A 24,235-nucleotide genomic window follows, 5' to 3' on the forward strand; every position below is an offset into this window, starting at 1 on the left:
GCGTCAGTTGACCGCCGCGCGGTAGGCGGCTTCGAGCCGCTCGGCGACCGGCGGGGCCGCCGGGTCGGGGCGCGGGACGCCGAGGTGCGTCTCGCGCAGCTCGTCCATGAAGTCGGACCACATCCCCGGGCCGCCGTGTTCGAGCAGCTCGGCGCGGACGCGCAGCCCCTCGGTCGTCGGACGGTGCCGCACCCCCCACGCGCCGAGGTGCACGAAGACGGGGACGAGCTGGACGGCCGCCTCGGTCAGGCTGTAGGTGGCGCGCTGCCCGGGCCCGGCGTCGTCGCGGGTGAGCAGGCCGTCGTGGACCAGCCGCTTCAGCCGGTCGGCCAGGATGTTGGACGCGATGCGCTCCTCCGAGCCCGCCTGCAGTTCGCGGAAGTGGCGGCGGCCCGCGAACATGATGTCGCGCAGCACGAGCAGGCTCCACCGGTCGCCGAAGATCTCGACCGTCGCGTTGATCGGGCAGCCCGACCGCGGTCCGTCCCTCATCTCGCCTCTCCGTCTGCTTGCAAACCCGAAGCGGTAATTCCAGCCTACAAGAGCGGACCGGCGATCGTACCGGAGCGGGCGCCCCGTCCCCGCACCGGCCTGGCCTGATGCGGGAAGCGCGGGCGCCGAATGCCATTCTTTGTCACTCGCCGAGTTCTCCTCGTGACGCCTCGGACACTAATTGGAGCGTTTCAGAAATGCGGGGTTGTCGGGGCCTCCCGGTTAATGTTCGATGGGATTCGCGAAAGCCGAAGCGTGACAATTGATTGAACATTGAATCAGCAGAGGAGGCCGACCGTGGACGAGCCGCCGCGCCCCGCCGGGACCCCCGAGACCGCCGCCGCCCGGCCGGGCCCGGTACCCCGGCTCGACGTCGGCAGGCCCGTCCCGGTCCGGCTCGGCGGCGACCTCACCGCCCGCGTGGACGAGGCCCGGCTGGACGGCGAGTCGCGCGCCGCCGCGATCCGGCGGCTGCTCGGGGAGCGGCTCGGCGGACCGGCGCTGACCCGCGCGTCCGCGCGCCGGGCGCTGCTCGGCATCGGCGCGGGGCTGGCCGGGGGCGACCCGGTCACCGGATCGCCCGCGCACCACCGCGCCCTCGCGACCCTGCTGGACGACGGCGGCGTCGCGCTCGCCATGCGCCCGACCGTGGACGGCGTCGCCGAGACGGCCGAGAACGGCGTCGAGCACCTCGTCGGCCTGCTCGCCGAGGACGACGCCGACCGGGACCGCATGCGCCAGATCATCTGGCGCGACCTCGCCGAACGCGCCGCTAAATGGGCCGAGCCCGACGCGGAATGGGCCGAGCCCGCCGCTGAATCCGCCGCTGAATCCGCCGCTGAATCCGCCGCTGAATCCGCCGCTGAATCCGACGCGGAATCAGCGGCGTCCGCTGCTGAATCAGGGGAACCCGACGCGGGATCGGAGAGGCCCGCCGACTAGCGGGGACGCGGTTTTCCGGGACGTCCTTCGGGTATTCGGGTCACAGTCCGGGAGGGGCCCGCCGGGAGGGGGACGGCGTGAGACGGCCGAGGATCGTGATCGTCGGGGCGGGGTTCGCCGGGTTCCACGCCGCCCGCACGCTGGCGCGGCTCGCCCGCGGCCGGGCCGACCTGGTGGTGCTGAACCCGACCGACTACTTCCTCTACATGCCGCTGCTGCCCGAGGTCGCCGGGGGCCTGCTCGACCCGCGCCGGGTCGCGGTGTCGCTGACCGGAGCGCTGCCGGGGGTGCGGCTCGTGCTCGGCGAGGCGGACGGCATCGACGTGGACGCCCGCACCGTCCGCTACTCCGACCCCGAGGACGGGCGCGGCGAACTCCGCTACGACCGCCTCGTGCTCGCCGCCGGAAGCGTCAACAAGCTGCTGCCGATCCCCGGCGTGGCCGAGAACGCGCACGGGTTCCGGGGCATCCCCGAGGCGCTCTACCTGCGCGACCACGTGATCAGGCAGACCGAGCTGGCCGACGCCGCCGAGGATCCCGCCGAGCGCGCGGCGCGCCGCACGTTCGTCGTGGTCGGCGCCGGTTACACCGGCGTGGAGGTGACGGCGCACGGCGTCCTGCTCACCGCGGCGCTGTGCCGCCGCCATCCCCGGCTGCGCGACGACCCGCCGCGCTGGATGCTGCTGGACGTCGCACCCCGCGTCCTGCCCGAACTCGACGAGCGCCTGTCCCGCACGGCGGACCGCGTGCTGCGGCGGCGCGGCGTCGACGTCCGGATGGGCACGTCGGTCGAGGCGGCGACGCGGGACGGGGTGCGGCTGACCGACGGCCGCGACGTGCCGACCCGGTCGCTGATCTGGTGCGTCGGCGTCCGTCCCGACCCGCTGGTGGAGTCGCTCGGCCTGGAGACCGCGCGGGGCCGCCTGGTCGTGGACTCCTACCTCAACGTCCCGGGCCACCCGGAGATCTTCGCGTGCGGCGACGCCGCCGCCGTCCCGGACCCGGACCGGCCGGGCGAGGCGACGCCGATGACCGCGCAGCACGCCGTCCGGCAGGGCAGGCAGGCCGCCCGCAACGTCGCGGCCACCTACGGGACGGGCGTACTGCGCCCCTACCGGCACCACGAGCTCGGGTTCGCCGTCGACCTCGGCGGCGCGGAGGCCGCCGCGAACCCGCTCGGCGTCGCGCTGTCGGGCCCGGCCGCGAAGGTCGCCACGCGCGGCTACCACCTGCTGTCGCTGCCGGGGAACCGCGTCCGGACGGCCGCCGACTGGGCGCTGAACGCGGTGCTGCCGCGGCAGCTCGTCCAGCTCGGGCTGGTGCGGTCGCCGACCGTCCCGCTGGAGACGGCCGCGCCGGAGATCCCGCTGATTCCGCACTGAATTCCGTCCGGCGCCTCGAATTCCGGGGACGCCGGACTGGTTTCCCTGCGGCCGGACGTGGATCATGTGAGAATCACGCGGACCGAAGTCCCGACGCGGGAGAGCGCACATGCGAGGCGACGGCACCACCCCGGCGCGGATCCCCGGACCGCCCGCGACCGACGACGGAGCCGCCGCCATTGTCGCGGCGGGCGGGCTGCACAACTACCAGCTCATGCTGCACGCCGAATACGGGCCCGTGGTGCGTTTCCCGCTGCCCGGCGCCGGCCTCGCGGTATCGGTCGCGGACCCGGTGCTGCTGGAGGCCACGGCGGGAATCAACAAACGGCCGGAGAAGCTGTTCGAGTTCCTCGCGCCCCTCCAGGAGTCGGGCAACCTGCAGACCATTCCCGCCGACGAACACGGACCGTGGCGGCGCGTGATGCTGTCGGTGCTGGCCGGACGTCCGTCGCACGAGGCGCATTTCACGCGCTTCACCGCGCTGACCTCCGAACTGGCCGACCGGTGGGCGGAGCACGCGGCCGACGGCCCGGTGAAACTGCAAAAGGACCTGAGCGAACTGTCGCTCCGCATGATCTGCGAATACGCGCTCGGCAGCGGCCTGGACTCGGACGAGTCCGCCGGACGGGTCGTGACGGCGTTCGAGGACGTCCTCACCGAGCACCTCGCCCGGCTCTACCACGTGGACGCCCCCGAAACCGGTGAGAGCGGCGCGACCAGGGCGGACGAGGCGCTCGCCTACCTGCGCGCGACCGTCGACCGGGTGCTCGCCGCGCACCGCGCGAACCCGGCCGAGGCCGACCGCAGCGACATGATCGCGGCGCTGGTGGCGGCGGGCGAGTCCCCGGCGCGCATCCGCGACTCGGTGCTGATGACGATGCTGGCCGCCCACCACACCACCGGCGTCGCCATTTCCTGGACGCTCCACCTCCTGTCCCGGCACCCGGACGAAGCCGAACGCGTCGCCGCCGAAACGGATCGGGTGCTGGGCGATCGCGACGTCCCCGAATACGGCGACCTCAAGAAGCTGACCTATCTCGACTCGGTGCTCAGGGAGTCGATGCGCCTCTACCCGCCCGGCCCGTACGGGGCGCGCGAGGCCACCGAAGACCTGATCATCGGGGATTACGCCGTCCCTGCGGGCACGACCATTTTCTACCCGTTCTGGGCCGTCCACATGAACCCCGAGTACTGGCCCGAGCCGCATAGGTTCGACCCCGGACGGTTCACGCCGGAGGCGTCCGCCGGGCGTCCCCGCTTCGCCTACATCCCGTTCGGGCTCGGGCCGCGCAGTTGCGAGGGATCCGTGCTCGCGATGGTCGAGGCGCAACTCGTCCTCGCCATTCTGCTGAAAAGGTTCCGCTTCCGACCGACACATGGGCAGAACGTCATGCCCATCGAGCGTTTCGTCCTGTGGGCCGCCGAGGACATCCGAATGGACATCAGCCCGCGCTGAAAGGCGCGGCGGTCAGCTCACCCAGGTGAGCAGCGCCTCGCCGTGCCGGGGGTCGCGGAGCTGCGCGAGCGCCTGCTGCTCAAGCTGGCGGACCCGCTCCCGCGTCAGCCCGATGTGGTCCGCGATGTCCTGCAGCGTGTGCGGGCGGCCGTCGTTCAGCCCGTACCGGAGCGTGAGGATCACCGCCTCGCGCGGCGGCAGCCGGTCGACCATCGCCCGGACCTCCGCCGCGAGCTGCTGGAACTCGACCAGGTCGGGCCCGGCGGCGGCCGGGTCCGCGATCAGGTCGCCGACCCGGGTGTCGTCGTCCCGGCCGATGACGGTGTCCAGGCTGACGACGTCCCGCGCCACCCGGCGCAGCGAGACGATCTTCTCGACGGTCTCGCCCGCCTCGGCCGCGACCCGCTCGTCCGTCGGCTCCGTGCCCGCGTGCTCCAGCGCCCGCTCGATCCGGGTGAGCTTGGACAGGTCCTCGACGACGTGCGCGGGCAGCCGCACCGTGCGGGCCTTCTCGGCGAGGCCGCGCCCGATCGCCTGCCGGATCCACCACATCGCGTAGGTGGAGAACTTGTAGCCCCGCGCGTAGTCGAACTTCTCCACCGCGTGGATCAGCCCGAGGTTGCCCTCCTGGATGAGGTCGAGGAACGACATCCCCCGGTTGGGGAACTTGCGCGCGGTCGACACCACCAGCCGCAGGTTCGCGCGGATCATGTGGTCCTTGGCGCGCTCCCCGTCGCCCGCGACCGCCTCCAGTTCGGCGCGGTCCCCGGCGGCGCCGACGCTCTCGTCGCCACCGCCCGTGCCGCCGTCGTCCGTGCCGCCACCCTCCGTGTCGAGCAGGTGCCGGGCGTAGACGCCCGCCTCGATCCGTTTGGAGAGTTCGACCTCCTCGGCGGCGGTCAGCAACTCCGTCCGGCCGATCTGGGTGAGGTACTGGCCGACCAGGTCCGGTTCGTCGTCCGGCCCGTACGGCTCGGCCCTGCCGCGCCCCTCGGTTCTGCTCCGAACCATGGCCTTGCCCCCTTCGGCCTGAGCGTCCGGTAGGTCAGCCATACCCGCGAGAAATCGGGACAATCCCGGCTGACCGCCCAGCGCACGCTAACGTAGGGTGATCTTTCCCCCCGAGACGGGAGCGACTGGTGGACGCCGACCGTGAGCCGCAGCCGGTGGAGATCCGAGACGACGTGCCCGCTTCGGCCCGCGTGTACGGATGGGCCCTCGGCAGCAAGGACAACTACCAGGTCGACCGCGACTTCGCGCTCCAGACCGCGCCCGTCTTCCCCGAGTCGATCGACATCACCCGGCAGAACCGGCTGTTCCTGTACCGGGCCGTCCGGTACCTGGCGCAGGAGGCCGGGATCCGGCAGTTCCTCGACATGGGCTGCGGGCTGCCGACCGACAACAACGTCCACCAGGTCGCGCAGCGCTTCGTGCCGGACGCGCGCGTCGTCTACGTCGACATCGACCCGATCGTGCTCGTGCACGCCAGGGCGCTGCTCGCGGGCGACGGCTCCACCGTCGTGATCACCGCCGACTTCCGCGACCAGGAGAGGCTCCTCGACCACCCGGACGTGCGGCGGCTGATCGACTTCGACGAGCCGCTCGCGGTGCTGTTCCTGTCCGTCGGGCACCACCTCCTCGACGCCGACGGCCCGCACCGCATCCTGCACACCGTGATGGACCGCGCCGTCCCCGGCAGCCACCTCGCGTTCTCCCAGATCGTCATCTCCGACCCGGCGCGGGCCGCCGAGCTGGACGAGCGCATGAACGCGGCGGGCATCCCGTGGCAGAACCGCAGCCGCGAGGAGGTCGACGCCCTGCTCGTGGACGGTCTCGAACCCGTCGAGCCGGGCCTGGACAACCTGCTGCACTGGCGGCCGGACCCCGACCAGCCGCCGCTGCCGCCCGTCCCGGCGGAGCTGGCGGCGTTCGAGGGCGCGTCGAAGATGGGACGCGACATGTGCGAGTACGGCGGCGTCCTCCGCAAGCCCTGACCTCGGCGGTCACCCGGGGGCGGCGCCGGACGCCGCCCCCGCCGGATGTTGGACGATCTCCACCGCCGCACGTCCGGCGATGACTTTTGACGGTCGCGGCGGTCCAATCTGGTGAGGCCCGGCACCACGATTGGAGCGCCCCATGCACGAGCGGACGAGTGCGACCCGGCCCGCCCCGCGGGACGGCGGCCCGCTCGAACGGGCGATCGGCTTCGCGCTGACCTCCGTCCAGGGGATCACGCCCGGCATGATGGCGCGCCCGACGCCGTGCGAACTGTGGGACCTCGAAGCGCTCCTGCTGCACCTGCGCGACTCCCTCGCCGCCCTGCACGAGGGGATGAGCACCGGCCAGGTCGCGCTGGAGCCGGACCCGAGCGTCCTGCTGGACGACGACCCGGTGTCGGCGGTGCGGGTGCGGGCGGTGCGGCTGCTGCGGGCGTCCGGGGCGCCGGAGCGGGTGGACGTCGGCGACCGGCACGTCGCGGGCGAGCTGATGGAGGCGGCGGGCGCGATCGAGGTGGCGGTGCACGGCTGGGACATCGCGCAGGCGTCCGGCCGCCGCAAGCCGATCCCGGAGCCGCTGGCGGGCGAACTGCTGCGGGTGTGCCCGATCGTCGTCCCGGCGGAGGTGCGGCGGCCGCTGTTCGCCGAGCCCGTCGAGCCGGCCCCGGGCGCCTCGCCCGGGGACCGGCTGGTCGCCTTCCTCGGCCGCCGCCCCCTGAACTGAAGGGGGCCGCTCAGCGGCGGCGGTTCTCCGGCTGGAGGGACGGGTTCCCGGTCAGGTGGTTGATGCTCGGCATGTCCTTGCCGGGCGGGACGACCTCGTCGATCGCGTCCAGCGTCGCGGCGTCGAGCCGGACGTCGGCGGCGCCGAGCAGCTCGTCGAGCTGCGCGAGCGTCTTCGGCCCGATGATCGTGGACGTGATCGCCGGGTGCTCGCCGACCCACGCGAGCGCGAGATGGGTGAGCGACAGGCCCGCGTCGTCGGCGATCTTCGTGAGCCGCTCGACGGCGTCGTACCGGACGGGCACCGACGGGTCGTTCTCGATGCCGCGCGGGGACGCGCCCATGATCCCGTCCGAGCCGAACCGGGCGCCCGCCGGAGTCGGCTCGCCGCGCCGGTACTTGCCGGTCAGCCAGCCGCCCGCGAGCGGGCTCCACGGCATCACGCCCATCCCGTGCCGCCGGGCCGCGGGCAGCATGTCCACCTCGATCGACCGCGCGAAGATCGAGTACTGCGGCTGCTCGCAGACGAACCGCGCCGTCCCGCGGCGGTCGGCCGACCACTGCGCCTCGACGATCCAGTCGGCGGGGAAGGACGAGGAGCCGAGGTAGAGCACCTTCCCCTGCCGGACGAGGTCGTCCAGCGCGCCGAGGGTCTCGTCGATGTCGGTGTTCCAGTCGTAGCGGTGCATCTGGTACAGGTCGATGTGGTCGGTGCCGAGCCGCCGGAGGCTGTCCTCGACGGCGCGGAAGATCCACCGGCGCGACCCGCCCCGCATGTTGCGGTCGTCGCCCATCGGGTTGAAGAACTTCGTGGCGAGGACGACGTCGTCCCGGCGCCCCTTGAGCGCGCGGCCGAGGATCTCCTCGCTGTCACCGCGCGAGTACATGTCGGCGGTGTCGATGAAGTTGATCCCGGCGTCGAGCGCGCGGTAGAGCATGCGCTCGCACTCGCCCTGATCGGATTCGGCGATCGAGCCGAACATCATCGCGCCGAAGCACTGGGTGCTGACCTCGACACCGGTACGGCCGAGCTTGCGGTACTGCATGCGGACAACCCTCTCGGTTGGCGGACGTCCAGGACGTTACGCGCTGGAGTGCGCTCAAGGTCAAGACCGCCGCATCGCCCGGTGTCCGGCATGGCACCGGAAAATCTCCCTATTGTTCGCGGGGGCCAGGGCCGGGACGTGTTTCGGGGCCCGCGCGCCGGGCAGCCCGCAGTCGTGACGATCATGAACGGGCCGCCGGAACTCGGCGTGGACCTGCTCGGGATCGAGGCCGGGACGTCCGGCTCGGCGCCGGCGCCGAGCCTGCGGCTCCGGCTGCGGCGGCTGGACGGCGGGCCCGTCCAGTGCGTCCTGCTCACCGCGACCGTGACGATCGCGGCGGGCCGCCGCGGTTACGACGACGCGGAGCGGGACAGGCTCGCCGCGGTGCTCGGCCCCCCGGCGACCTGGCCGCCGGGCGGGCTGCCGTGGGCGCGGGTCGGCGCGACCGTCCCGACGTTCCGCGGCGGGACCGAGACGGCGATCGCGCTGCCGTGCGGGCACGGCATGCCGGACGCGGCCGGACGGTACCTGGGCGCGCTGCAGGGCGGGCACGTCCCGCTCGACCTCGCCTTCGACGGGACGGTGTTCTACCCCGGCGGGGACGGGTCGGCGCGCACCGGGCAGGCGCCCTGGCGGCACGAGGCCGCCGGGCTGCTCGCCGTCCGCACCTGGCGGGACCTCGCGGACCGCCGCGACGCCCGCCCCAGGCTGGACGAGCCGTCCAGGTGAACGACGGCCGTCCGGGTGACGGTTCGTCCGGGTGACAGGGCCGGGGGGAAACGCGGTGACGAAGACGTCCGGCCGTCGGCCGGTCAACGGAAACACGCACGAGTTCGCAGGGGGGAGGAAAGGACATGAGGAAGGGGAAGCGAGTCGGCCCGGCGCTGCTGCGGCTGACGATCGCCCTGTTCGCCGTCGCGGTGCTAGCCGTGGCCGCGAAGGAGGTCCCGGCGCGCCGCCGGAGCCGCGGGCGCAAGTCCGCCTGAGCGGGCCCGGCGCATGACCACGATCGAGCGCCAGCTCGTCGGCTACCTGAAGGACGCGCACGCCCTTCAGGAGCACGTGGAGGCCGCCCTCAGCGAGATGCTGACCACGGCGGCCGGAGAGCCCGCGATGTGCCGGCCGCTCGGCCATTTCGCCGAGCGGTGCCGGGCGCACACGCGGGAGGTGGAGGCGCGGTTGCGGGCGCACGGGTCCGCGCCGTCCATCGTCCGGGACGCGGGAATGCTGTTCGCGGCGGTCGCCGAGGCCGCGCTCGGGCGCAGCCGCGGCGACCGCGCCGGACGGCACATGCGGGACGCCTACGTCGCCGCCCACCTGCAGATCGCCGCGGGGGAGATGCTGCGCCGCGTCGCCGAGCGCGCGGGCGACCCGGAGACGGCGCGGGTCGCGGCCGCGATGTGCGACGACGCGTACGCGATGTCGCGCGAACTGTCCGGGCTGTGGGACCTCGCGGTGGAGATGTCGCTCCGGCAGCACGGCGTCCGGGACGTTCCGCCGGCGCCGCGTCCCGACGACCGGTGAGGGCCGGGTGGTGGGGCTGTCCCCACCATCTTGTTAGGAGCCAGCCGTAATGACCCACCGCCGCTTGGCGCGGTGGAATCGTATGCATGATCATCCAACGTTTCGCAGTCCCGCGCGCCGCCGTGGCGGTCGCCGCGCTCGGCCTCGCCGGGGCCGTCGCCTGGACGGGCGTCTGGGCGGGCACGGCATCGGCCGCGCCGTCCGGAGGCCCCGGGCCCGGCGGCGGCCTGGCCGAGTTCGTCGGGCAGCGCGTCGACTGGGGCGCGTGCCCGGAGGACGCCGCCGACCTGAAGGAAGCGGGAGCGCAGTGCGCGGAGCTGACCGTCCCGCTCGACTACGCCGCCCCGGACGGCGCCACCATCAAGCTCGCGGTCTCGCGGATCAAGGCGACGGACAAGGCGCACCGGCGCGGCATCCTGCTGACCAACCCGGGCGGGCCCGGCGGGCCCGGCCTCGACTACACGGCCTCGTTGCGGCCCGTCATGAAGGACGCGGCCGGCCGCTACGACCTGATCGGCTTCGACCCGCGCTTCATCGGCCGGAGCACCCCGATCTACTGCGGTCTCTCCCCGAAGGTGCAGGAGACGCACTCGCGGCGCGAGGCGTTCGAGACGTCCGTCCGGAGCGCGCGGGAGACCGCGCAGCGCTGCTACGAGCACGGGAACAACGCCGCGCTGCTGCCGCACGCGTCCAGCCGCAACGTCGCCCGCGACATGGACCTGATCCGCGCCGTCCTGGGTGAACGCAAGCTGTCGTACTTCGGCACCTCCTACGGCGGGGACCTGGGCGCGGTGTACACGCAGATGTTCCCGCGGCGCTCCGACCGGATCGTGATCGACAGCGTCACCGACCCGACGAAGACGCAGTACGAGAACTTCCAGGCCGGGGGACCGGCGCAGGAGCGCGCCCTGGACGAGTGGGCCGCGTGGACGTCCGAGCGCGCCGCCGAGTACCGCCTCGGCACGACGCCCCGCCAGGTCCGGAAGACGGTGGAGCGGCTGAGCGCCCGCGTGGACCGGGGCCCGCTCCGGCTCGGCGACCATTACGTGGACGCGAACATACTGGGCCTCCTCACGCGCCAGTTCGTCAACAACGAGGAGGACAACGAGCTTCTCGCGCGGTCCGTGCGCAATTTCGTGGACGCGGCCGAGGGGCGGCAGGTCCAGCCCATTCCCGAGCTGAAGATGTGGCTCGAACTGTTCAGCAAGCCGGACCCGGCATTGGACAACCTGTTCAACGGCGGCAACGCGGTCTTCTGCGGGGACGGCGGCTGGCCGGCCGGGGGATGGCCGTCCGATCCCGAGCAGTATTGGCGGAGCATCCAACAGGCCCGGCGCACGCAGCCGGTGTTCGCGGCGACGGCCAACGCCATTTTCCCGTGCCCGTTCTGGAAGACGAAGCCGCGCGAGTCGGGCACCGCGATCGACAACGGGGTCCCGGTGCTGATCTTGCAGGCCAGGCGCGACAACAACGTCCCCTATCCGGGCGCCGTCTCCCTGCACCGGGCGCTGAAAGGCTCGCGGCTGCTCTCCGCCGACATCCGCTCGCACGGCGTGTACGCGCGCGGCATCGACGGGCTGACGCCCGTGCCCTGCGCGGACGACGCCGTCAACGCCTACCTGCGCACCGGCGTCCTGCCCGCCGCCGACATCGACTGCCCGAAGCCGGGGGCGTCCCGATGACCGCAGCGGAGCGAGGATCATCGGGCGCCCCGCGTCGGGGGTCTGGGGGTCGTCCCCCAGCAGGGCAGGACCCGATGACCGCGGCGGAGCGAGGATCATCGGGCGCCCCGCGTCGGGGGTCTGGGGGTCGTCCGCCGGGAGGGCAGGGCCCGGTGAGGAGGCGTGCCGTCGCCGCGCTGGCCGCGGGCGCGCTGATGGCGGGGCTGCTGCCGGCGGCCGCCGCCGCTGCCCAGCCGGGCCGGGACGGTCTGCGGGGCGACGTCGACGCGATCCGGGCGACCGGCGCCACGGGAGTGCTCGCCGAGGTGCGGACGTCCACCGGCGGGCACGCCGCCCGCGCCGGCGTCGCGGACCTGCGGACGGGGCGGCCCGTTCCCTGGAATTCCTATTTCCGTATCGGCAGCGACACCAAGACGTACACGTCGGTGGTCGCGCTCCAACTAGTGGGCGAAGGAAAGCTCCGGCTGACCGACACCGTCGAAAAATGGCTGCCGGGGGTCGTTCGTGGGAAAGGGAACGACGGCCGGAGAATCACCGTCAAAAATCTTCTCCGGCAGACCAGCGGGTTGAACGATTATGTGGCGGTCCAACTCGGCGACGGCAGTGACTTGACCCCGGAGAAGTTCAAGGAGAACCGTTTCCGAGTCTCCACTCCGCAGCAGAAGGTGGCGGCGGCGATGACGCGGCCGCCGCTCTGGGTTCCGGACATGTCCAACCCGGCCGAGGAGACCCATTGGGGCTACTCCAACACCAATTATGTACTGGCCGGACTGATCATCGAGAAGGTCACCGGACATCCCTGGGAGCAGGAGGTCCATGACCGGATCATCGAGCCGCTCGGGCTGCGGCACACGATCACGCCCGGCACGTCGGCCTACGTCCCGCAGCCGAGCGCGACCGCGTACACCCGGTTCCCGGGGCGCGCGGAACTCACCGACACGTCGGTCAGCGTGAGCGGCGGCTCGGACGGCGCGATCATCAGCACCACGCGCGACCACACGGCCTTCCTGCGCGCCCTGCTGGGAGGTCGTCTGCTGGCCCCGGCGCAGCTCGCGCAGATGAAGCAGACCGTCCCGGTGGACGACTGGATCCTCGCGGACGGCGTCCGGTACGGGCTCGGCCTCGCCTGGCGGCCCGTCAAGGGCTGCGCGGGCGGGGTCTGGTTCCACGGCGGCACCTTCTTCGGGATCATCTCCGAGTCCGGGGCGAGCGCGGACGGGCGGCGTGCGGCGAGCGTCGCCGTGTCCACGTTCCGGCCCGGCGACCCGGGCCAGGACGCCCAGGACAGGGCGTCGCTCCGGCTGGTGGACCGCGCGGTCTGCGGCGCCGGCTGACGCGGCCGGGCCGACCGGACGACATCGCTGATCAACGGCCCGGACGGGCGGCCTCGCCGCCCCGTCCGGGCCGTTTCGCCGCCCACGCCAAGAGATTCTCACCCGGACGTAAGCATCTCCTGACTTGACCGTTTGGTATCCGCTGGGCGGTTGTCCGAAATTCTCCTGGAACGTGCCGCAATGCCATGCCGGGGCGGTGCCCTCCCGGATCGCGACGGAGGGGGAACGGTGCAGGTCGCGCGCCGTCGTGCGGTCCGCGGGGTGGGACGGATCGATGGGGCGCGGGGGACGCGAGGGTCCGTCCAGGCTGCGTGGTGGGTCCCTTAACGGAAGGGGTTACCAGCCGGTAGTCCTGCGCCGATTTACCGGGGTACTGACTTAATTTACGTAACGGAGACATGGTTGTGTCCGATCGTTCACATCCGGAACTGAGACACATCATGCATTTGCCGGTATGTTGCGGTGTGCTCGTCTTCCGATAGCAATCGCGATTATTGAGATGATCCTCTGGCATAAGGAGGAGTGCGGTGACCGGAGCGGAAACAATTTCCCACGATGAGTTGCAATCGTGGCTTCTTGACAGGATCGCCTTCTACCTCGACAGGCCGGCGGAAAACATCGACCCGACGGTCGAGCTCGCCCGGTACGGCGTCGACTCGGTGTACGCGATCAGCATCATCAGCGACATCGAGGACCACCTCCAGGTCGAGGTCGACGTGGCCGAGGCCAGGCGCCGGGAGACGGTCACCGCCCTCACCGACTACCTGCTCGAACTCGTCGGGTGATGGGCGGTCCGCCCTCCGCCGGGCCCGCCCGGACCTTCATGGTGGTGCTCGGCGACAGCGTGGCCGAGGGCCAGGACGACCCGGACCCGGCGGGCGGCTGGCTCGGCTGGGCCGGGCGGCTGGCCCGCCACCTGGGCGTTCCCGGTGACGAGCTGCTCAACGCGTCCGACCCGGGGGCGAAGGTCGACGACGTGGCGCGCGACCAGCTGCCGGCCGTCCGGAAGCTGAGCCCGCGCCTCGTCGTGCTCGGCTGCGGCATGAACGACGCGCTGCGCGGCTACGACCCGGCGGTCGCCGCCGCCTGCCTGGACGAGCTGTTCGGCTGGGCCGTCGAGCGCGGCGCGGTCGCGCTCGCGATCCCGGTGCCCCGGCCGCCGCTGCTCGACCTCGCGCCCATGTCGCAGTTCCGCAAGACGCGGACGGTCCAGCGCATTCACGACTTCAACGCCGAGCTGGCCAGGGCCAGCGCCGACTTCGGCATGCCCTTTCCGACGCGCGAGTCGGTGGCGAAGGTCGCCGACCCCGTGATGTGGAGCGCCGACGGGATCCACCTGAACCCGCGGGGACACGCCTATGTCGCGGAGGTGATCGCGGACATCGCACGGAGCCTGCTCGGGGAGCGGGCGATCTGAGCTCGGGGCCCATTCCAAGACTGGGACAGAGATGAACGGACAATCCACCTTCGCCCGTGTTTCCCAGCCGCTGACGCTCATACCGCTCGCGCCGGTGCTGCTCGTCCAGGCATGGCGGACGGCGCGCCGCACCCCCCGCCTCGACCCCGCGGCGGGGGACGAGCACGGCTTCGCACATGCCGCCGCAACAGCCGAAGCCGGGACAGACGAGGCCGGAACAGACGAAGCCGGGACGGGCGGCCAGGGGCCCGCGTACCGCGTCGTCGTGATCGGCGAGTCCACGGCCGTGGGCGTCGGCGCGTCCCGGCACGCGGAGGCGCTGCCCGGCTTCCTCGCCGAGGCGCTGCGCGACCGGCTGCGCCGCGGCGTGGCGTGGTCGGTGTCCGGCGAGAGCGGCGCGACGGCGCGCCGGGTCGCGACCGGGCTCGTCCCGCCGCCCGGCGGCGACCGGACCGACCTCGTGGTGCTCGCGGTCGGGATCAACGACCTGATCAAACGGCGTCCGCTGCGCCGCTGGGCGACCGACCTCGCCGACCTGCTCGGCGTGCTGCGCGGCCGGTACGCCGGCGCGACGCTCGTCGTCGCGGGAATGCCGCCCGTGCACCGGTTCCCCGCCGTCCCGCAGCCGCTGCGGCTCGTGCTCGGCGCGCGGGCGCGGGCGATGGACCTGATCATGCGCGACACCGCCCGCGCCGCGGGCGCCGTCCACGCTCCCATGGACGAGGCGATGGCGCGCGACCGCGCGCTGTTCGCCGCCGACGGCTTCCACCCGTCCCCCGCCGGTTACCGGGCCTGGGCCGAGGGGCTCGCCCGCGCCGCCGTCCCCGCCGGGGCCGCGCGGTGACCCGTCCGCCAGGCGATCGAAGGGAGCAGCACAGGTGACGGTCTCCGGAACGTTCCGGACGGCGGTGGAGGCGAAGGACCTCGCCGCTATCGAGGGCGCGCTCGACCCCGGGATCGAGTTCCTCAGCCCGGTGATGGTGAAGCCCTACCTCGGGCGCGACTCGGTGATGGCGCTGCTGGGCGTCCTGCTGGAGGTGTTCGAGGAGTTCCGCTACACCGGCGAGCTGGTCAGCCGCCCGCCGGACGTCCCGGCGCAGGCGCTCGTGTTCTCCGCGCGGGTGGCGGGCAAGGCCGTGCAGGGCCTCGACCTGCTGAGGTTCGGCGAGGACGGCCTGGTCACCGGCCTGACGGTGATGGTCCGCCCGCTGCCCGCCGCGATGACGCTCGCCCGCGTGGTCGGGCGGCGCATGGAAGAGGCCGACGCCAACAGGGCGGAGGCGGAGGGGGCGGAGGCGTCCGGGACGGGGGGATCGGGGGGAACAGGGGGCACGTCCGGCCTGCCCGCAACGGAGCAGGCACAGCCGTAGGGAGCCGGCGCAGCCAAAGGGAGTCGAAGGAAACGATGGACAGCAAGGTCCCCGCACACTCCGCACAGCACCCCGCGCACCCCGGGAACCCTCCGGACCCCGTGCGCGCCGCCGACCGGGCGGACCCGGCCGGTCCCGCCGCGCCGTCCGCCGACCCGCCGGACGCGCCGCAGCGGCGCGCGTCCCCGCCCGGGCGCGCGCGGCTGTCCCCGGCGCACCGGATCGCCGCCGACCTGGACGGCTACCTCGGCGACCCGATGGACGAGGCGGCCGGTCCGTTCTCCTACAAGGCGATCGTGGAGGCGGAGGAGCGCGACGAGATCCCGCCGGGCGCCGTGGACGCCGTCCGCGCCTGGGGCTTCCCGAAGTACCTGGTGCCGAGCGTGCTCGGCGGACGGCTGTCCACGCTGGAGGAGCTGTTCCTCGTCACCCGGGGTATCTCGCGGCGCAGCGTCACCGTCGCCGTCATGTACGGGTCGGGGCTGCTGGCGGTGAACCCGGTGTGGCTGTGGGGCGACGAGCGGCAGCGCCGGACGGTCGCCGACGGCGTCCTGGTCGGCGACCTGGCCTGCTTCGGCGTCTCGGAGGCCGACCACGGCAGCGACGTGATGGCCTCGGAGTCGGAGGCGGAGTTCGACGGCGACGAGCTGGTGCTGACCGGGACGAAATGGCCGGTCGGGAACGCCACCCGGGGCCGCTTCGTCACCACCTACGCCCGCACGGGCGCCCGCGACTTCTCGCTGATCCTGGTCGACAAGCGCGAACTGGACCCGAAGGTCTGGTCGACGCTGCCGCCGGTGCGGACGGTCGGGCTGCGCGGCCACGACCTCAGCGGCGTGGTGTTCGTCGGGGCGCGGGTCCCGGTCGACCGGGTGATCGGGCGGCGCGGGTCCGGGCTCGTCCAGACGCTCAAGACGCTGCAGATCACCCGGACGGCGATCGCGGCGCTGTCGGTCGGGACGATGGACGCGGTCGTCCGCATCGGGATGGAGTACGCGCGGTCCCGCACCCTGTACGGGGCGGACATCTACCAGATCCCGGTCATCCGCGACCATCTGGTGAAGGCGCACCTGGACCTGCTGATCGCCGAGTGCACGACGCTTCCGGTGGCGCGGACGCTGACCGTCGCGCCGGGGCGGCTGAGCCTGTGGTCGTCGATCGTGAAGTACTTCGTCCCGGTGATGGGGGAGGAGGTCGTCGCCAGCATCGGGACGGTCCTCGCCGCGCGCGGCTACCTGCGCGAGGGCGTCGCGCACGGGGTGTTCCAGAAGCTCCAGCGCGACCACGCGATCGCGAGCATCTTCGAGGGCACCACGCACGTGAACCTCGCCAACGTCGCGGCGCAGTTGCCGTTCCTGGTCCGTCCGCCCGAGGAGACGGGTAAGGAGGACGCGCTACTCACCGACCTGTTCTGCTGGACGCGCACCCCGCCCGCCTGGTCGCCGGACGGCCGCCTGCTCCAGCTCACCAACGAGGGCCGCGACGAGATCGGCCAGCGCTTCGAGGAGATCTCCGAGGAGCTGCTGGCGGCGGCGAACGCGCACGCCGCGCCCGGCGTGGCGGCCGAGTTGAAGGACCTGATGTCCACGATCGGCGGCCTGCGCGTCCGGTTGGAGGAGGGCATCCGCGCCGACGAGGGCGACACGACCTCGGTTGCGGCGCTGGGCCGCGCCAAACGCTACTGCGAGCTGCACGCGATGATGTCGTGCGTCCTGACCTGGCTGCACAACCGGCACGAGTTCGGCGGCCCGTTCGCCGCCGGGCAGTGGCTCGTGCTGTGCCTGCAACGCCTGCTGCAACGCTCGCAGCCCGACATGGTCCTGTCGGAGGAGTTCCTGCCGCCGCTGGAGGACGTGATGTTCCGCGGCTTCGACGAGCGGCGCTGGTTCTCCTTGCTGTCCCTGGCCGAACTGCTGCCCGACGCAGAGGACGAGTGATGACCGATGCATGCGCATCAGGACTTCGTGTCGCTCGTCCGGCAGAACGTCCGGGAACACGGTGACGACCGGACCTTCACCTTCATCAGCGAAGAGCGTGGACGCAAATATAGAGAGAACGTCCTCGGGTTCGCCGAGCTGGACCGGATGGCCCGCGCGCTCGCCTGCCGCCTGGAGTCGCGCGGGTTGCGGGACAGGGCCGTCCTCCTCCTCTATCCGGAGGGGTTGGAGTTCCTCAAGGCGTTCCTCGGGTGCCTGTACGCGCGGGTCGTCGCCGTTCCCGCGCCCTTACCCGCCCTGGACGCCGGACGCTTCGACCGCACCCGCCGCATCATCGACGACGCGGGCGTCTCGCTCATCCTGACCGACGCCGCCCATCGCGACCGGATCGCCGCATGGCTGGCGGACGCCGGGCTCAAGGGACGTGTCCACTGCGTCGACACCGAGAGCACGACGGTCGGCGACCCGGGCGACTGGGAGCCGCCGGAGTTCGACCGGGGCACGCTCGCCTTCCTGCAGTACACGTCCGGGTCGACCAGCGAGCCGAAGGGCGTGATGGTCACCCACGGCAACCTGCTGAGCAACGGCGAGGAGATCAAGCGGAGGATCGAGGGGACGTCCGAAACGGTGGGCGTCGGCTGGGTGCCGCACTACCACGACATGGGTCTGATCGGTCAGTTCCTCCAGCCGCTGTATCTCGGCTGCCGGTACGTGTTCACCTCGCCGATCACGTTCATCAAGCGTCCCGTGCTGTGGCTTGAGCTGATCAGCCGGTACCGGGGCACGATCACCGTCGCCCCGAACTTCGGCTACGAGCTTGCCTTGCGCCGCGTCACCGACGCGCAGATGGACGGTCTCGACCTGTCGTCGCTGCGCGTGGTGAAGAACGGCGCGGAGCCGGTCCGGGCCGCGACGCTGGAGCGGATGGCCGAGCGGTTCGCCCCGGCCGGGTTCCGTCCGGCCATGTGGATGCCCTGCTACGGGATGGCCGAGACGACGCTGCTGATCACCGCCGCGCCGCTCGGCGGCGGGCCGCTGGTGCGCGGGTTCGACGCGGGCGCGCTCGCCCTGGGCCGCGCCGTCCCAGCGACCGAAGACACGGCCCGCAGGCTGGTGAGCTGCGGACGTCCCGTCACCCTGGACGTCGGCGTCGTCGACCCAGAGACCCGCGCCCGCCTCCCCGACGGGCTGGTCGGCGAGATCTGGGTGCGCGGCGGCAGCGTCGCGGCCGGGTACTGGGCGAACCCGGCGGCCACCGGCGCAGCGTTCGGCGCCCGCACCTCCGGCGGCGACGGCCCCTACCTGCGGACGGGCGACCTCGGCTTCCGCTTCGACGGCGAGCTGTACGTCACCGGGCGGATCAAGGACCTCATCATCGTCAACGGCCGCAACATCCACGCCCACGACGTCGAGGAGGTCGCCCAGGACGTGCACCCGGCGGTCCTCGCCACCGCCGCGTTCACCGTCGACGGCGGCGACGCCGAGCACGTCGTGCTCGTCCAGGAGATCAGCACCAGGGCCGCCGCCGGGACGCCCCTGGACGAGTTGGCGTCCCTCGTCAAGGCGAAGGTCGCCCGCGCGTTCGACCTGCCGGCGCTGAGCGTCGTCCTCGCCGGACGTGGCACGGTCCGGCGGACGACGAGCGGCAAGATGCAGCGCGGCCTGACCAGGGAGGCGTTCCTCGGCGGGGACGCCGCCGCCCTGGCGGGCGACCTGGAGCCCGCGCTCGCGGAGCTCTTCCCCTCGCTCGTCCCCGGCCGGGCCACGCCCGCCTGACCCGGAGGTGAACAAACGGTGAACCCGAAAATCTGCCCTTACCAATACTAGTCAAAAGCATGACTAATCATGTCGTTGTCTGCTAACGTCGGCCTCACCCTGAGTCAAGGCGGGGAGAGAAGGCCGATGGCGCTACGTCACGCGGTGCTGGCGGCGCTGCTCGATGGCGAGTACAGCGGCTACCAGCTGGCGAAGATCTTTGATTTGTCGGTCTCCAACTTCTGGCATGCCGTACCGCAGCAGCTCTACTCGGAGCTGTCGAGGTTGGAGACCGAAGGACTCATCAGCGGGCGGCAGGTCATCCAGCACGACCGTCCCAACAAGCGCGTCTACACCGTCACCAAGGCCGGCGTGGACGAGCTTGAGCGGTTCGCGACGGCCCCGGCGAAGCCGGGGATCATCCGCGAGAACCTGCTGGTGATGGTCCAGGCCGTCGACCACATCTCCGCGCCGTCCGTCATCGCGCAACTCGAAGACCGGGCGGTGGCGTCCGCCGCCAAGATCGAGGTCTTCGAACGCACCCTGAAGCACCTGCGCGGCGACCTCGACGAAGAGACCTTCCTGCGCGTCGGCACCCCGGTCGGGCCGTACCTGACCTGCCTGCGGGGCCTGCGCTTCGAGCAGGAGAACTACGAGTGGTTCACCAGCACCGCCCGGTTGCTGCGCACCCGGGCGGGCACCCATGCCGAGGAGGGGGAGCCGTCATGAGAGCCGTCATGGCCGCCCGCCCGTCCTCGCCCGGCACCGTGCCGCCGCATGCCCGGACGGCGGCGGCCACGGCGCCAACCCCCCGCGCCCACCCCGGCGCCGCGTCCCCGCGGCACCGGACCGGGCCGACACGCCTTAGTCAAGGAGGCGTTCACCATGTCGGGCGAACACCACACCATCGAACTCCCTAGCACCCTTCCCCCACCCCACGAGACCACCGAGGCGAACGGAGCGGGCCAGGTCAACGGCGCGTCCCGGCCGAACGGCCTGCGCGCCATGGACGAGCCCGCGGTCCTGCTGGGCGAGCTGACGCTGCCCGCCGAGCGGGAGTCGGTCCCGCGGGCGCGGCGGTTCGGCCGGTCCGTCGCGGCGAACTCCGGCGCCGGGCACACCGGCGACGACGCCGAGGTCCTGGTCTCCGAACTCGTCACGAACGCCGTCCGGCACGCGCCGATCCCCGGCGCCGCGCTGCGGCTGCGGCTGCTGCGCGCCGGGTCCCGGCTCCGCATCGAGGTGCACGACCAGAGCGCGGCCGTCCCCCGGCGGCGCGAGGTCGACCTGATGGAGGAGACCGGGCGGGGCTGGTTCCTCGTGGCGGTCCTCGCCGACCGGCACGGCACCGACCACACACCGTCCGGCAAGTCGGTCTGGTGTGAGATCCGGGCCTGGCCGCGGGACGAGCGTCCCGGGCACTGAGCGGTTCATCGCCGCCCCGCTGTTCAACGGCGATGGGATGCATCATGCCCGTTGAGTACTTCCACGCGGACGGGCGACAGGCCACGGCCGCCGAGGCCCAGCAGATGCTGCTGGACGTGCGGGGACGCCTGCTAGCGCAGGACGTCATCCGCGTCGGCGCCGTCGTGGTGGTCGTCTCGACCTGGTTCACGGTGGTCGATCTCGGCCGTGCCGCCAACGGCAGGCCGCTGCTCTGGCAGACCATCGTGTCCGACACGTCCATGCACGCCGACATCGGGCAGTACACGACGCGGGACGGCGCCGCGCGCGGGCACGCGCGCGCCGTCGAGATGATCACCGGCCGCCTGCGCGGCCTGGTGGCCCGCGCCGCCCTGGACGAGGCGCACCCCTGACCGTCGCTGCCGCGACGCGCCCGGGTGGGCCGTGTCCTGGACGACCCGTGCCCACAAACCGCAACGACCGACATGAGCGGGCCGCACAGCCGGGCCCGTCCCCCGCACAAGGTTGTGATCTGATGGTTGGCGAAGGCCGGCCGGCGGACCCCCACGCGGCCGCCCCGAACAGTGCACCCCCTGGCCCCGACGTCCCGGCGGACCCCGGCCGCGGGCCCCGGCGCAGGCGTCCGATCCGGCTGCGGATCACGGCGCTGCTGCTGGTCCCGCTGGTGTCCCTCATTGCTTTGTGGGCGTTCGCCGCGAACATCACGCTCGGCGACGCGTTCGACAAGTACGACTTCTCGACGACGTACGAGAAGGTGGGCCTCCCCGGCATCAACCTGGTGAACCTGCTCCAGGCGGAGCGGTCCTTAAGCGTCGTCGCGCTCACCACCCGCGACGACGCCGCGAGGCAGAAGCTCACCGGCCTGCGGGCGAAGGTGAGCGGCGTGGAGGCGTCGTTCCGCCGGACGTCGCTGTCGGCGGAGGCGCAGGACGCGGCCCGTCCCGAGACCAAGCAGCGGCTCGCCGCCGCGATCAGGGCGCTGGACCGGGTGCCGCAGCTCCGCGCCGAAGTGGACTCGGGCACGGCCGAGCCGCTCGACGTGATCAACTCCTACAGCACCGTCCTGGACCAGGTCATCGCGGTGTTCAACGGCCTGGTGTCGGTGAACGACGTCGCGATCCTCACCCAGGGCAAGGCGCTGATCAGCCTCGGCAACGCCCGCGCCTACATGCTCCGCGAGGACTCGCTCGTCACCGCCGCGATGGCGCGGAACGGGCGGCTCACCCCGGCCGAGCACATCGCGTTCGTGCAGTGGGCGGCGGAGGGGCGGCGCGAGTTCGACGCCGGGCTCGCCGACCTGAACGACCAGATCAGCGGGCCGCTGCGGCAGCTCGCCGCGTCCGACGGGTTCCGCCGCTACCGCGCGGCCGAGACCGCGATCGTCAACGCGCGCGACGACCGGCTGCCCGCCGCGGCCGCCGACTGGCAGGCCACCACCCAGCTGCTGTCGCAGGCGTGGGCGCAGAAGGTCACGCAGGCGAGCCTCGCGCTGAACGAGATGGCCGAGCCGATCGGCAAGCGGATCGTGATGCGGCTCGTCCTCGCGGGCGGGTTCGGGCTGCTCGCGGTCGTCGCGTCGATCGTGCTGTCGCTGCTCGCGGCGCGCAGCCTGTCCCGCGAACTGCGCGGGCTCCAGCGCGCCGCGCTGCACCTCGCCGACGACCGGCTGCCGGACGTCGTGTCCCGGCTGCGGCGCGGCGAGGAGGTGGACGTCAGCGCGGAGGCCCCGCCGCTCGTCATCGGCCGGACCAAGGAGGTCGCCCGGGTCGGGGACGCGTTCACGAAGGTGCAGCACACCGCGATCGAGACGGCCGTCCGCGAGTCGTACCTGCGGCAGGGCATCAGCCGCGTGTTCCTCAACGTCGCGTGGCGCAGCCAGTCGCTGCTGCACCGCCAGCTCCGCATGCTGGACGAGATGGAGCGCGGCGCGTCCGACCCGAAGGCGCTCGAAGACCTGTTCCGGCTCGACCACCTCACCACGCGCATGCGCCGCCACGCGGAGGGCCTCGTCATCCTGTCGGGGACGTCGCCGGGGCGCGGGTGGAGCCGTCCCGTCCACGTCGAGGACGTGCTGCGCGCCGCCGTCGCCGAGGTCGAGGACTACACCCGCGTGGAGGTCGTCGTGCTCGGCGGCGGCGCCGCGCTGATCGGCGAGGCCGTCGCGGACATCATCCACCTCCTCGCGGAGCTGATCGAGAACGCCACCGTGTTCTCGCCCGCGCCGACCGAGGTGCTGGTCCGCGGGGAGATGGGCGCGAACGGGTTCGCCGTCGACGTCGTCGACCGGGGCATCGGGCTCGACCAGTCCGAGCTGGACGCGCTGAACCTGCGGCTCGCCCGTCCGCCGGAGTTCGACCTCGCCGTCACCGACCGGCTCGGCCTGTTCGTCGTCGGCCGCCTCGCCGGGCGGCACGGCCTCAAGGTCGCGTTGCAGCCGTCGCTGTACGGGGGAGTCAGCGCGGTCGTGCTGATCCCGCGCCGCCTGATCGTGGACGTCGAGCAGCCCGACGACGAGGACGCCCCCGCCCCCGCCCCCGCCGCCGCCGCGCCCGCCGCGCAGGGCAACGGCGCCGCCCCGACCAACGGCTCGCTGGCGCGGACCGGGCTGCGGAACTGGCCCACGCCGGACGCGTCCGCGTCGACGGCGATGCTGAACGCGCCCGTGTACGACACGCCCGTCCGCGAGACGTCCGTTCGCGACACGTCCGTTCGTGACACGGCGCCCCAGACGCCGGTCGTCCCAGAGGGACTGCCGGAGTACGACGCGACGGTGGGGTTCGATGCGCCGTTCTCGCAAGAGGATCGGCCCTCGTACGACCGGTACGAGACCCCGCCGACGTACGAGACCCCACCGTCGCCGTCGTATGGGCCGTCGTATGGGCCGACGTACGAACAGCCGTACGAGCCGTCGTACGAGCCGGGGCCGGTCCCCGCGTTCGACGCGACGCGCCCGTTCCTGGCGTCCGGCCCGCAGGGCCCCGGCCAGGACCCGTACGGCGGGACGGGCCACGCGCCCGCGTCCTTCGGCGAGACCCAGGCCCACGCGGGCAACGGCGGGCGGGCCCCGCTGCCGCGCCGGGTGCGCGGCGGCAACCTCGCGCCGCAGCTCCGGGACGCGCTGCCGCCGGATGACGGGCCCTTCGGGGCCCCGCCGGCCGACCCGCCGCCCGGCGAGGCCCCGGCCGGCGACGCGGTCGCCGCGTGGGAGGAGCGCTCGGCGGAGGCGTCCCGCGACCTGTTCGCGTCCCTCCAGGCGGGCTGGCTGCGCGGCCGGGACGACGACGAACGACCAGGCGGACCCGCCGACGACACGGAGGAGAGAGCATGACGCAGCAGCAGGGAGTCGCGGCCGAGCTGAACTTCCTCCTGGACGACCTCGTCGACCGGGTGCCGCAGATCCGCAAGGTGGTCGTCCTGTCCCGGGACGGCCTCGTGATGGGCATGTCGCGCGGCGTCGGCCGCGAGGACGCCGAGTACCTCGCCGCGCTCGCGGCCGGGTTCCACAGCCTCGCCGCCGGGGCGCGCCCGCAGCTCGCCTCCGGCGAGATCCGGCAGACGATGGTGGAGATGGAGAACGGGCTGTTCTTCGTGGTCCCGGCCGGGGCGAACAGCTGCCTCGCCCTGCTGAGCGAGGTCGGCGCGAACGCGGGCCTCGTCGCCTACGAGATGACGATGCTGGTCAAGCGGGTCGGCCGGCAGCTCTCCACGGGCCTGCGGCGGGGCGGGCCCGGACCGGGAGCCGGGTGACCCGCC

24 protein-coding genes are annotated in these 24,235 nt (G+C 72.8%); 21 read left to right on the forward strand and 3 right to left on the reverse strand.

The window, feature by feature from the left end; genetic code table 11:
* Positions 1–3: 3 nt before the first annotated feature.
* On the reverse strand, positions 4–492 hold the full coding sequence (locus FXF65_RS22495; protein ID WP_148351962.1) for a winged helix-turn-helix transcriptional regulator: 489 nt from the start codon (positions 490–492) through the stop codon (positions 4–6).
* A gap of 297 nt (positions 493–789) precedes the next feature.
* Between FXF65_RS22495 and FXF65_RS22500 the strand changes: the two genes are divergently transcribed.
* The 3 genes from FXF65_RS22500 to FXF65_RS22510 all read left to right on the forward strand — a co-directional run bounded on the left by FXF65_RS22500 (position 790) and on the right by FXF65_RS22510 (position 4,272).
* Positions 790–1,434, forward strand: coding sequence for a hypothetical protein (locus tag FXF65_RS22500; protein ID WP_148351963.1), 645 nt, complete (start codon positions 790–792; stop codon positions 1,432–1,434).
* Positions 1,435–1,511: 77 nt separating this feature from the next.
* Positions 1,512–2,816, forward strand: a complete 1,305-nt coding sequence (locus FXF65_RS22505; RefSeq protein WP_148351964.1) for an NAD(P)/FAD-dependent oxidoreductase — start codon at positions 1,512–1,514, stop codon at positions 2,814–2,816.
* A gap of 109 nt (positions 2,817–2,925) precedes the next feature.
* Positions 2,926–4,272 carry a cytochrome P450 gene (locus FXF65_RS22510; RefSeq protein WP_148351965.1) on the forward strand — a complete coding sequence of 449 codons (1,347 nt, stop codon included), beginning with the start codon at positions 2,926–2,928 and terminating at the stop codon, positions 4,270–4,272.
* A gap of 12 nt (positions 4,273–4,284) precedes the next feature.
* Here FXF65_RS22510 and FXF65_RS22515 read toward each other — a convergent pair whose 3' ends face one another.
* Entirely contained in the window at positions 4,285–5,283 is a 999-nt protein-coding gene (locus tag FXF65_RS22515) for a sigma-70 family RNA polymerase sigma factor (protein ID WP_222868677.1), read from the reverse strand.
* 128 nt (positions 5,284–5,411) lie between these two features.
* On the opposite strand from FXF65_RS22515, the gene FXF65_RS22520 reads away from it, so the two are divergent.
* Both FXF65_RS22520 and FXF65_RS22525 read left to right on the forward strand, forming a co-directional pair.
* Entirely contained in the window at positions 5,412–6,266 is an 855-nt protein-coding gene (locus tag FXF65_RS22520; RefSeq protein ID WP_148351967.1) for an SAM-dependent methyltransferase, read from the forward strand.
* Positions 6,267–6,408: 142 nt separating this feature from the next.
* The gene (locus tag FXF65_RS22525; RefSeq protein WP_148351968.1) at positions 6,409–6,993 is read left to right on the forward strand and encodes a TIGR03086 family metal-binding protein; all 585 of its coding nucleotides are present in this window, start codon (positions 6,409–6,411) and stop codon (positions 6,991–6,993) included.
* 10 nt (positions 6,994–7,003) lie between these two features.
* Here FXF65_RS22525 and FXF65_RS22530 read toward each other — a convergent pair whose 3' ends face one another.
* A complete protein-coding gene (locus FXF65_RS22530) occupies positions 7,004–8,038 on the reverse strand; it encodes an aldo/keto reductase (RefSeq protein WP_148351969.1) in 1,035 nt (344 codons plus the stop codon).
* 183 nt (positions 8,039–8,221) lie between these two features.
* Here FXF65_RS22530 and FXF65_RS22535 point away from each other — a divergent pair, with 183 nt between their 5' ends.
* The 16 genes from FXF65_RS22535 to FXF65_RS22605 all read left to right on the forward strand — a co-directional run bounded on the left by FXF65_RS22535 (position 8,222) and on the right by FXF65_RS22605 (position 24,229).
* Positions 8,222–8,767 carry a DUF6084 family protein gene (locus FXF65_RS22535; RefSeq protein WP_246199015.1) on the forward strand — a complete coding sequence of 182 codons (546 nt, stop codon included), beginning with the start codon at positions 8,222–8,224 and terminating at the stop codon, positions 8,765–8,767.
* Between the two features lie 125 nt (positions 8,768–8,892).
* Positions 8,893–9,024, forward strand: coding sequence for a hypothetical protein (locus tag FXF65_RS45930; RefSeq protein WP_281288931.1), 132 nt, complete (start codon positions 8,893–8,895; stop codon positions 9,022–9,024).
* 13 nt (positions 9,025–9,037) lie between these two features.
* Positions 9,038–9,562: a DUF892 family protein gene (locus tag FXF65_RS22540; protein WP_148351971.1), complete on the forward strand. Its 525-nt coding sequence runs from the start codon at positions 9,038–9,040 to the stop codon at positions 9,560–9,562.
* Between the two features lie 86 nt (positions 9,563–9,648).
* Complete coding sequence (locus tag FXF65_RS22545; RefSeq protein ID WP_148351972.1) at positions 9,649–11,244, forward strand: alpha/beta hydrolase; 1,596 nt, start codon at positions 9,649–9,651, stop codon at positions 11,242–11,244.
* A gap of 152 nt (positions 11,245–11,396) precedes the next feature.
* Positions 11,397–12,578: a serine hydrolase domain-containing protein gene (locus tag FXF65_RS22550; protein WP_222868678.1), complete on the forward strand. Its 1,182-nt coding sequence runs from the start codon at positions 11,397–11,399 to the stop codon at positions 12,576–12,578.
* A gap of 560 nt (positions 12,579–13,138) precedes the next feature.
* A complete protein-coding gene (locus FXF65_RS22555) occupies positions 13,139–13,363 on the forward strand; it encodes an acyl carrier protein (protein ID WP_222868679.1) in 225 nt (74 codons plus the stop codon).
* The gene (locus FXF65_RS22560; RefSeq protein ID WP_148351973.1) at positions 13,363–13,995 is read left to right on the forward strand and encodes an SGNH/GDSL hydrolase family protein; all 633 of its coding nucleotides are present in this window, start codon (positions 13,363–13,365) and stop codon (positions 13,993–13,995) included. The genes FXF65_RS22555 and FXF65_RS22560 overlap by 1 nt, the downstream gene beginning before the upstream one ends.
* A gap of 31 nt (positions 13,996–14,026) precedes the next feature.
* Positions 14,027–14,839 carry an SGNH/GDSL hydrolase family protein gene (locus FXF65_RS22565; RefSeq protein ID WP_148351974.1) on the forward strand — a complete coding sequence of 271 codons (813 nt, stop codon included), beginning with the start codon at positions 14,027–14,029 and terminating at the stop codon, positions 14,837–14,839.
* 34 nt (positions 14,840–14,873) lie between these two features.
* The gene (locus tag FXF65_RS22570) at positions 14,874–15,365 is read left to right on the forward strand and encodes a nuclear transport factor 2 family protein (protein WP_148351975.1); all 492 of its coding nucleotides are present in this window, start codon (positions 14,874–14,876) and stop codon (positions 15,363–15,365) included.
* A 35-nt stretch (positions 15,366–15,400) separates the two neighbouring features.
* Positions 15,401–17,302: an acyl-CoA dehydrogenase family protein gene (locus FXF65_RS22575; protein ID WP_222868680.1), complete on the forward strand. Its 1,902-nt coding sequence runs from the start codon at positions 15,401–15,403 to the stop codon at positions 17,300–17,302.
* A 6-nt stretch (positions 17,303–17,308) separates the two neighbouring features.
* On the forward strand, positions 17,309–19,078 hold the full coding sequence (locus FXF65_RS22580) for a fatty acyl-AMP ligase (RefSeq protein ID WP_148351976.1): 1,770 nt from the start codon (positions 17,309–17,311) through the stop codon (positions 19,076–19,078).
* Between the two features lie 126 nt (positions 19,079–19,204).
* On the forward strand, positions 19,205–19,786 hold the full coding sequence (locus FXF65_RS22585) for a PadR family transcriptional regulator (RefSeq protein ID WP_148351977.1): 582 nt from the start codon (positions 19,205–19,207) through the stop codon (positions 19,784–19,786).
* A 156-nt stretch (positions 19,787–19,942) separates the two neighbouring features.
* A complete protein-coding gene (locus FXF65_RS22590; RefSeq protein WP_187412457.1) occupies positions 19,943–20,482 on the forward strand; it encodes an ATP-binding protein in 540 nt (179 codons plus the stop codon).
* 44 nt (positions 20,483–20,526) lie between these two features.
* Positions 20,527–20,874 (forward strand): hypothetical protein, encoded by a 348-nt coding sequence (locus tag FXF65_RS22595; protein WP_148351979.1) that lies wholly within the window; start codon positions 20,527–20,529, stop codon positions 20,872–20,874.
* Positions 20,875–20,996: 122 nt separating this feature from the next.
* A complete protein-coding gene (locus FXF65_RS22600) occupies positions 20,997–23,810 on the forward strand; it encodes a sensor histidine kinase (protein WP_148351980.1) in 2,814 nt (937 codons plus the stop codon).
* Positions 23,807–24,229 (forward strand): roadblock/LC7 domain-containing protein, encoded by a 423-nt coding sequence (locus tag FXF65_RS22605; protein WP_148351981.1) that lies wholly within the window; start codon positions 23,807–23,809, stop codon positions 24,227–24,229. The genes FXF65_RS22600 and FXF65_RS22605 overlap by 4 nt, the downstream gene beginning before the upstream one ends.
* Positions 24,230–24,235 lie beyond the last annotated feature (6 nt).

The sequence above is a fragment of the Actinomadura syzygii genome, from assembly GCF_008085905.1.
GTDB lineage: Bacteria > Actinomycetota > Actinomycetes > Streptosporangiales > Streptosporangiaceae > Spirillospora > Spirillospora syzygii.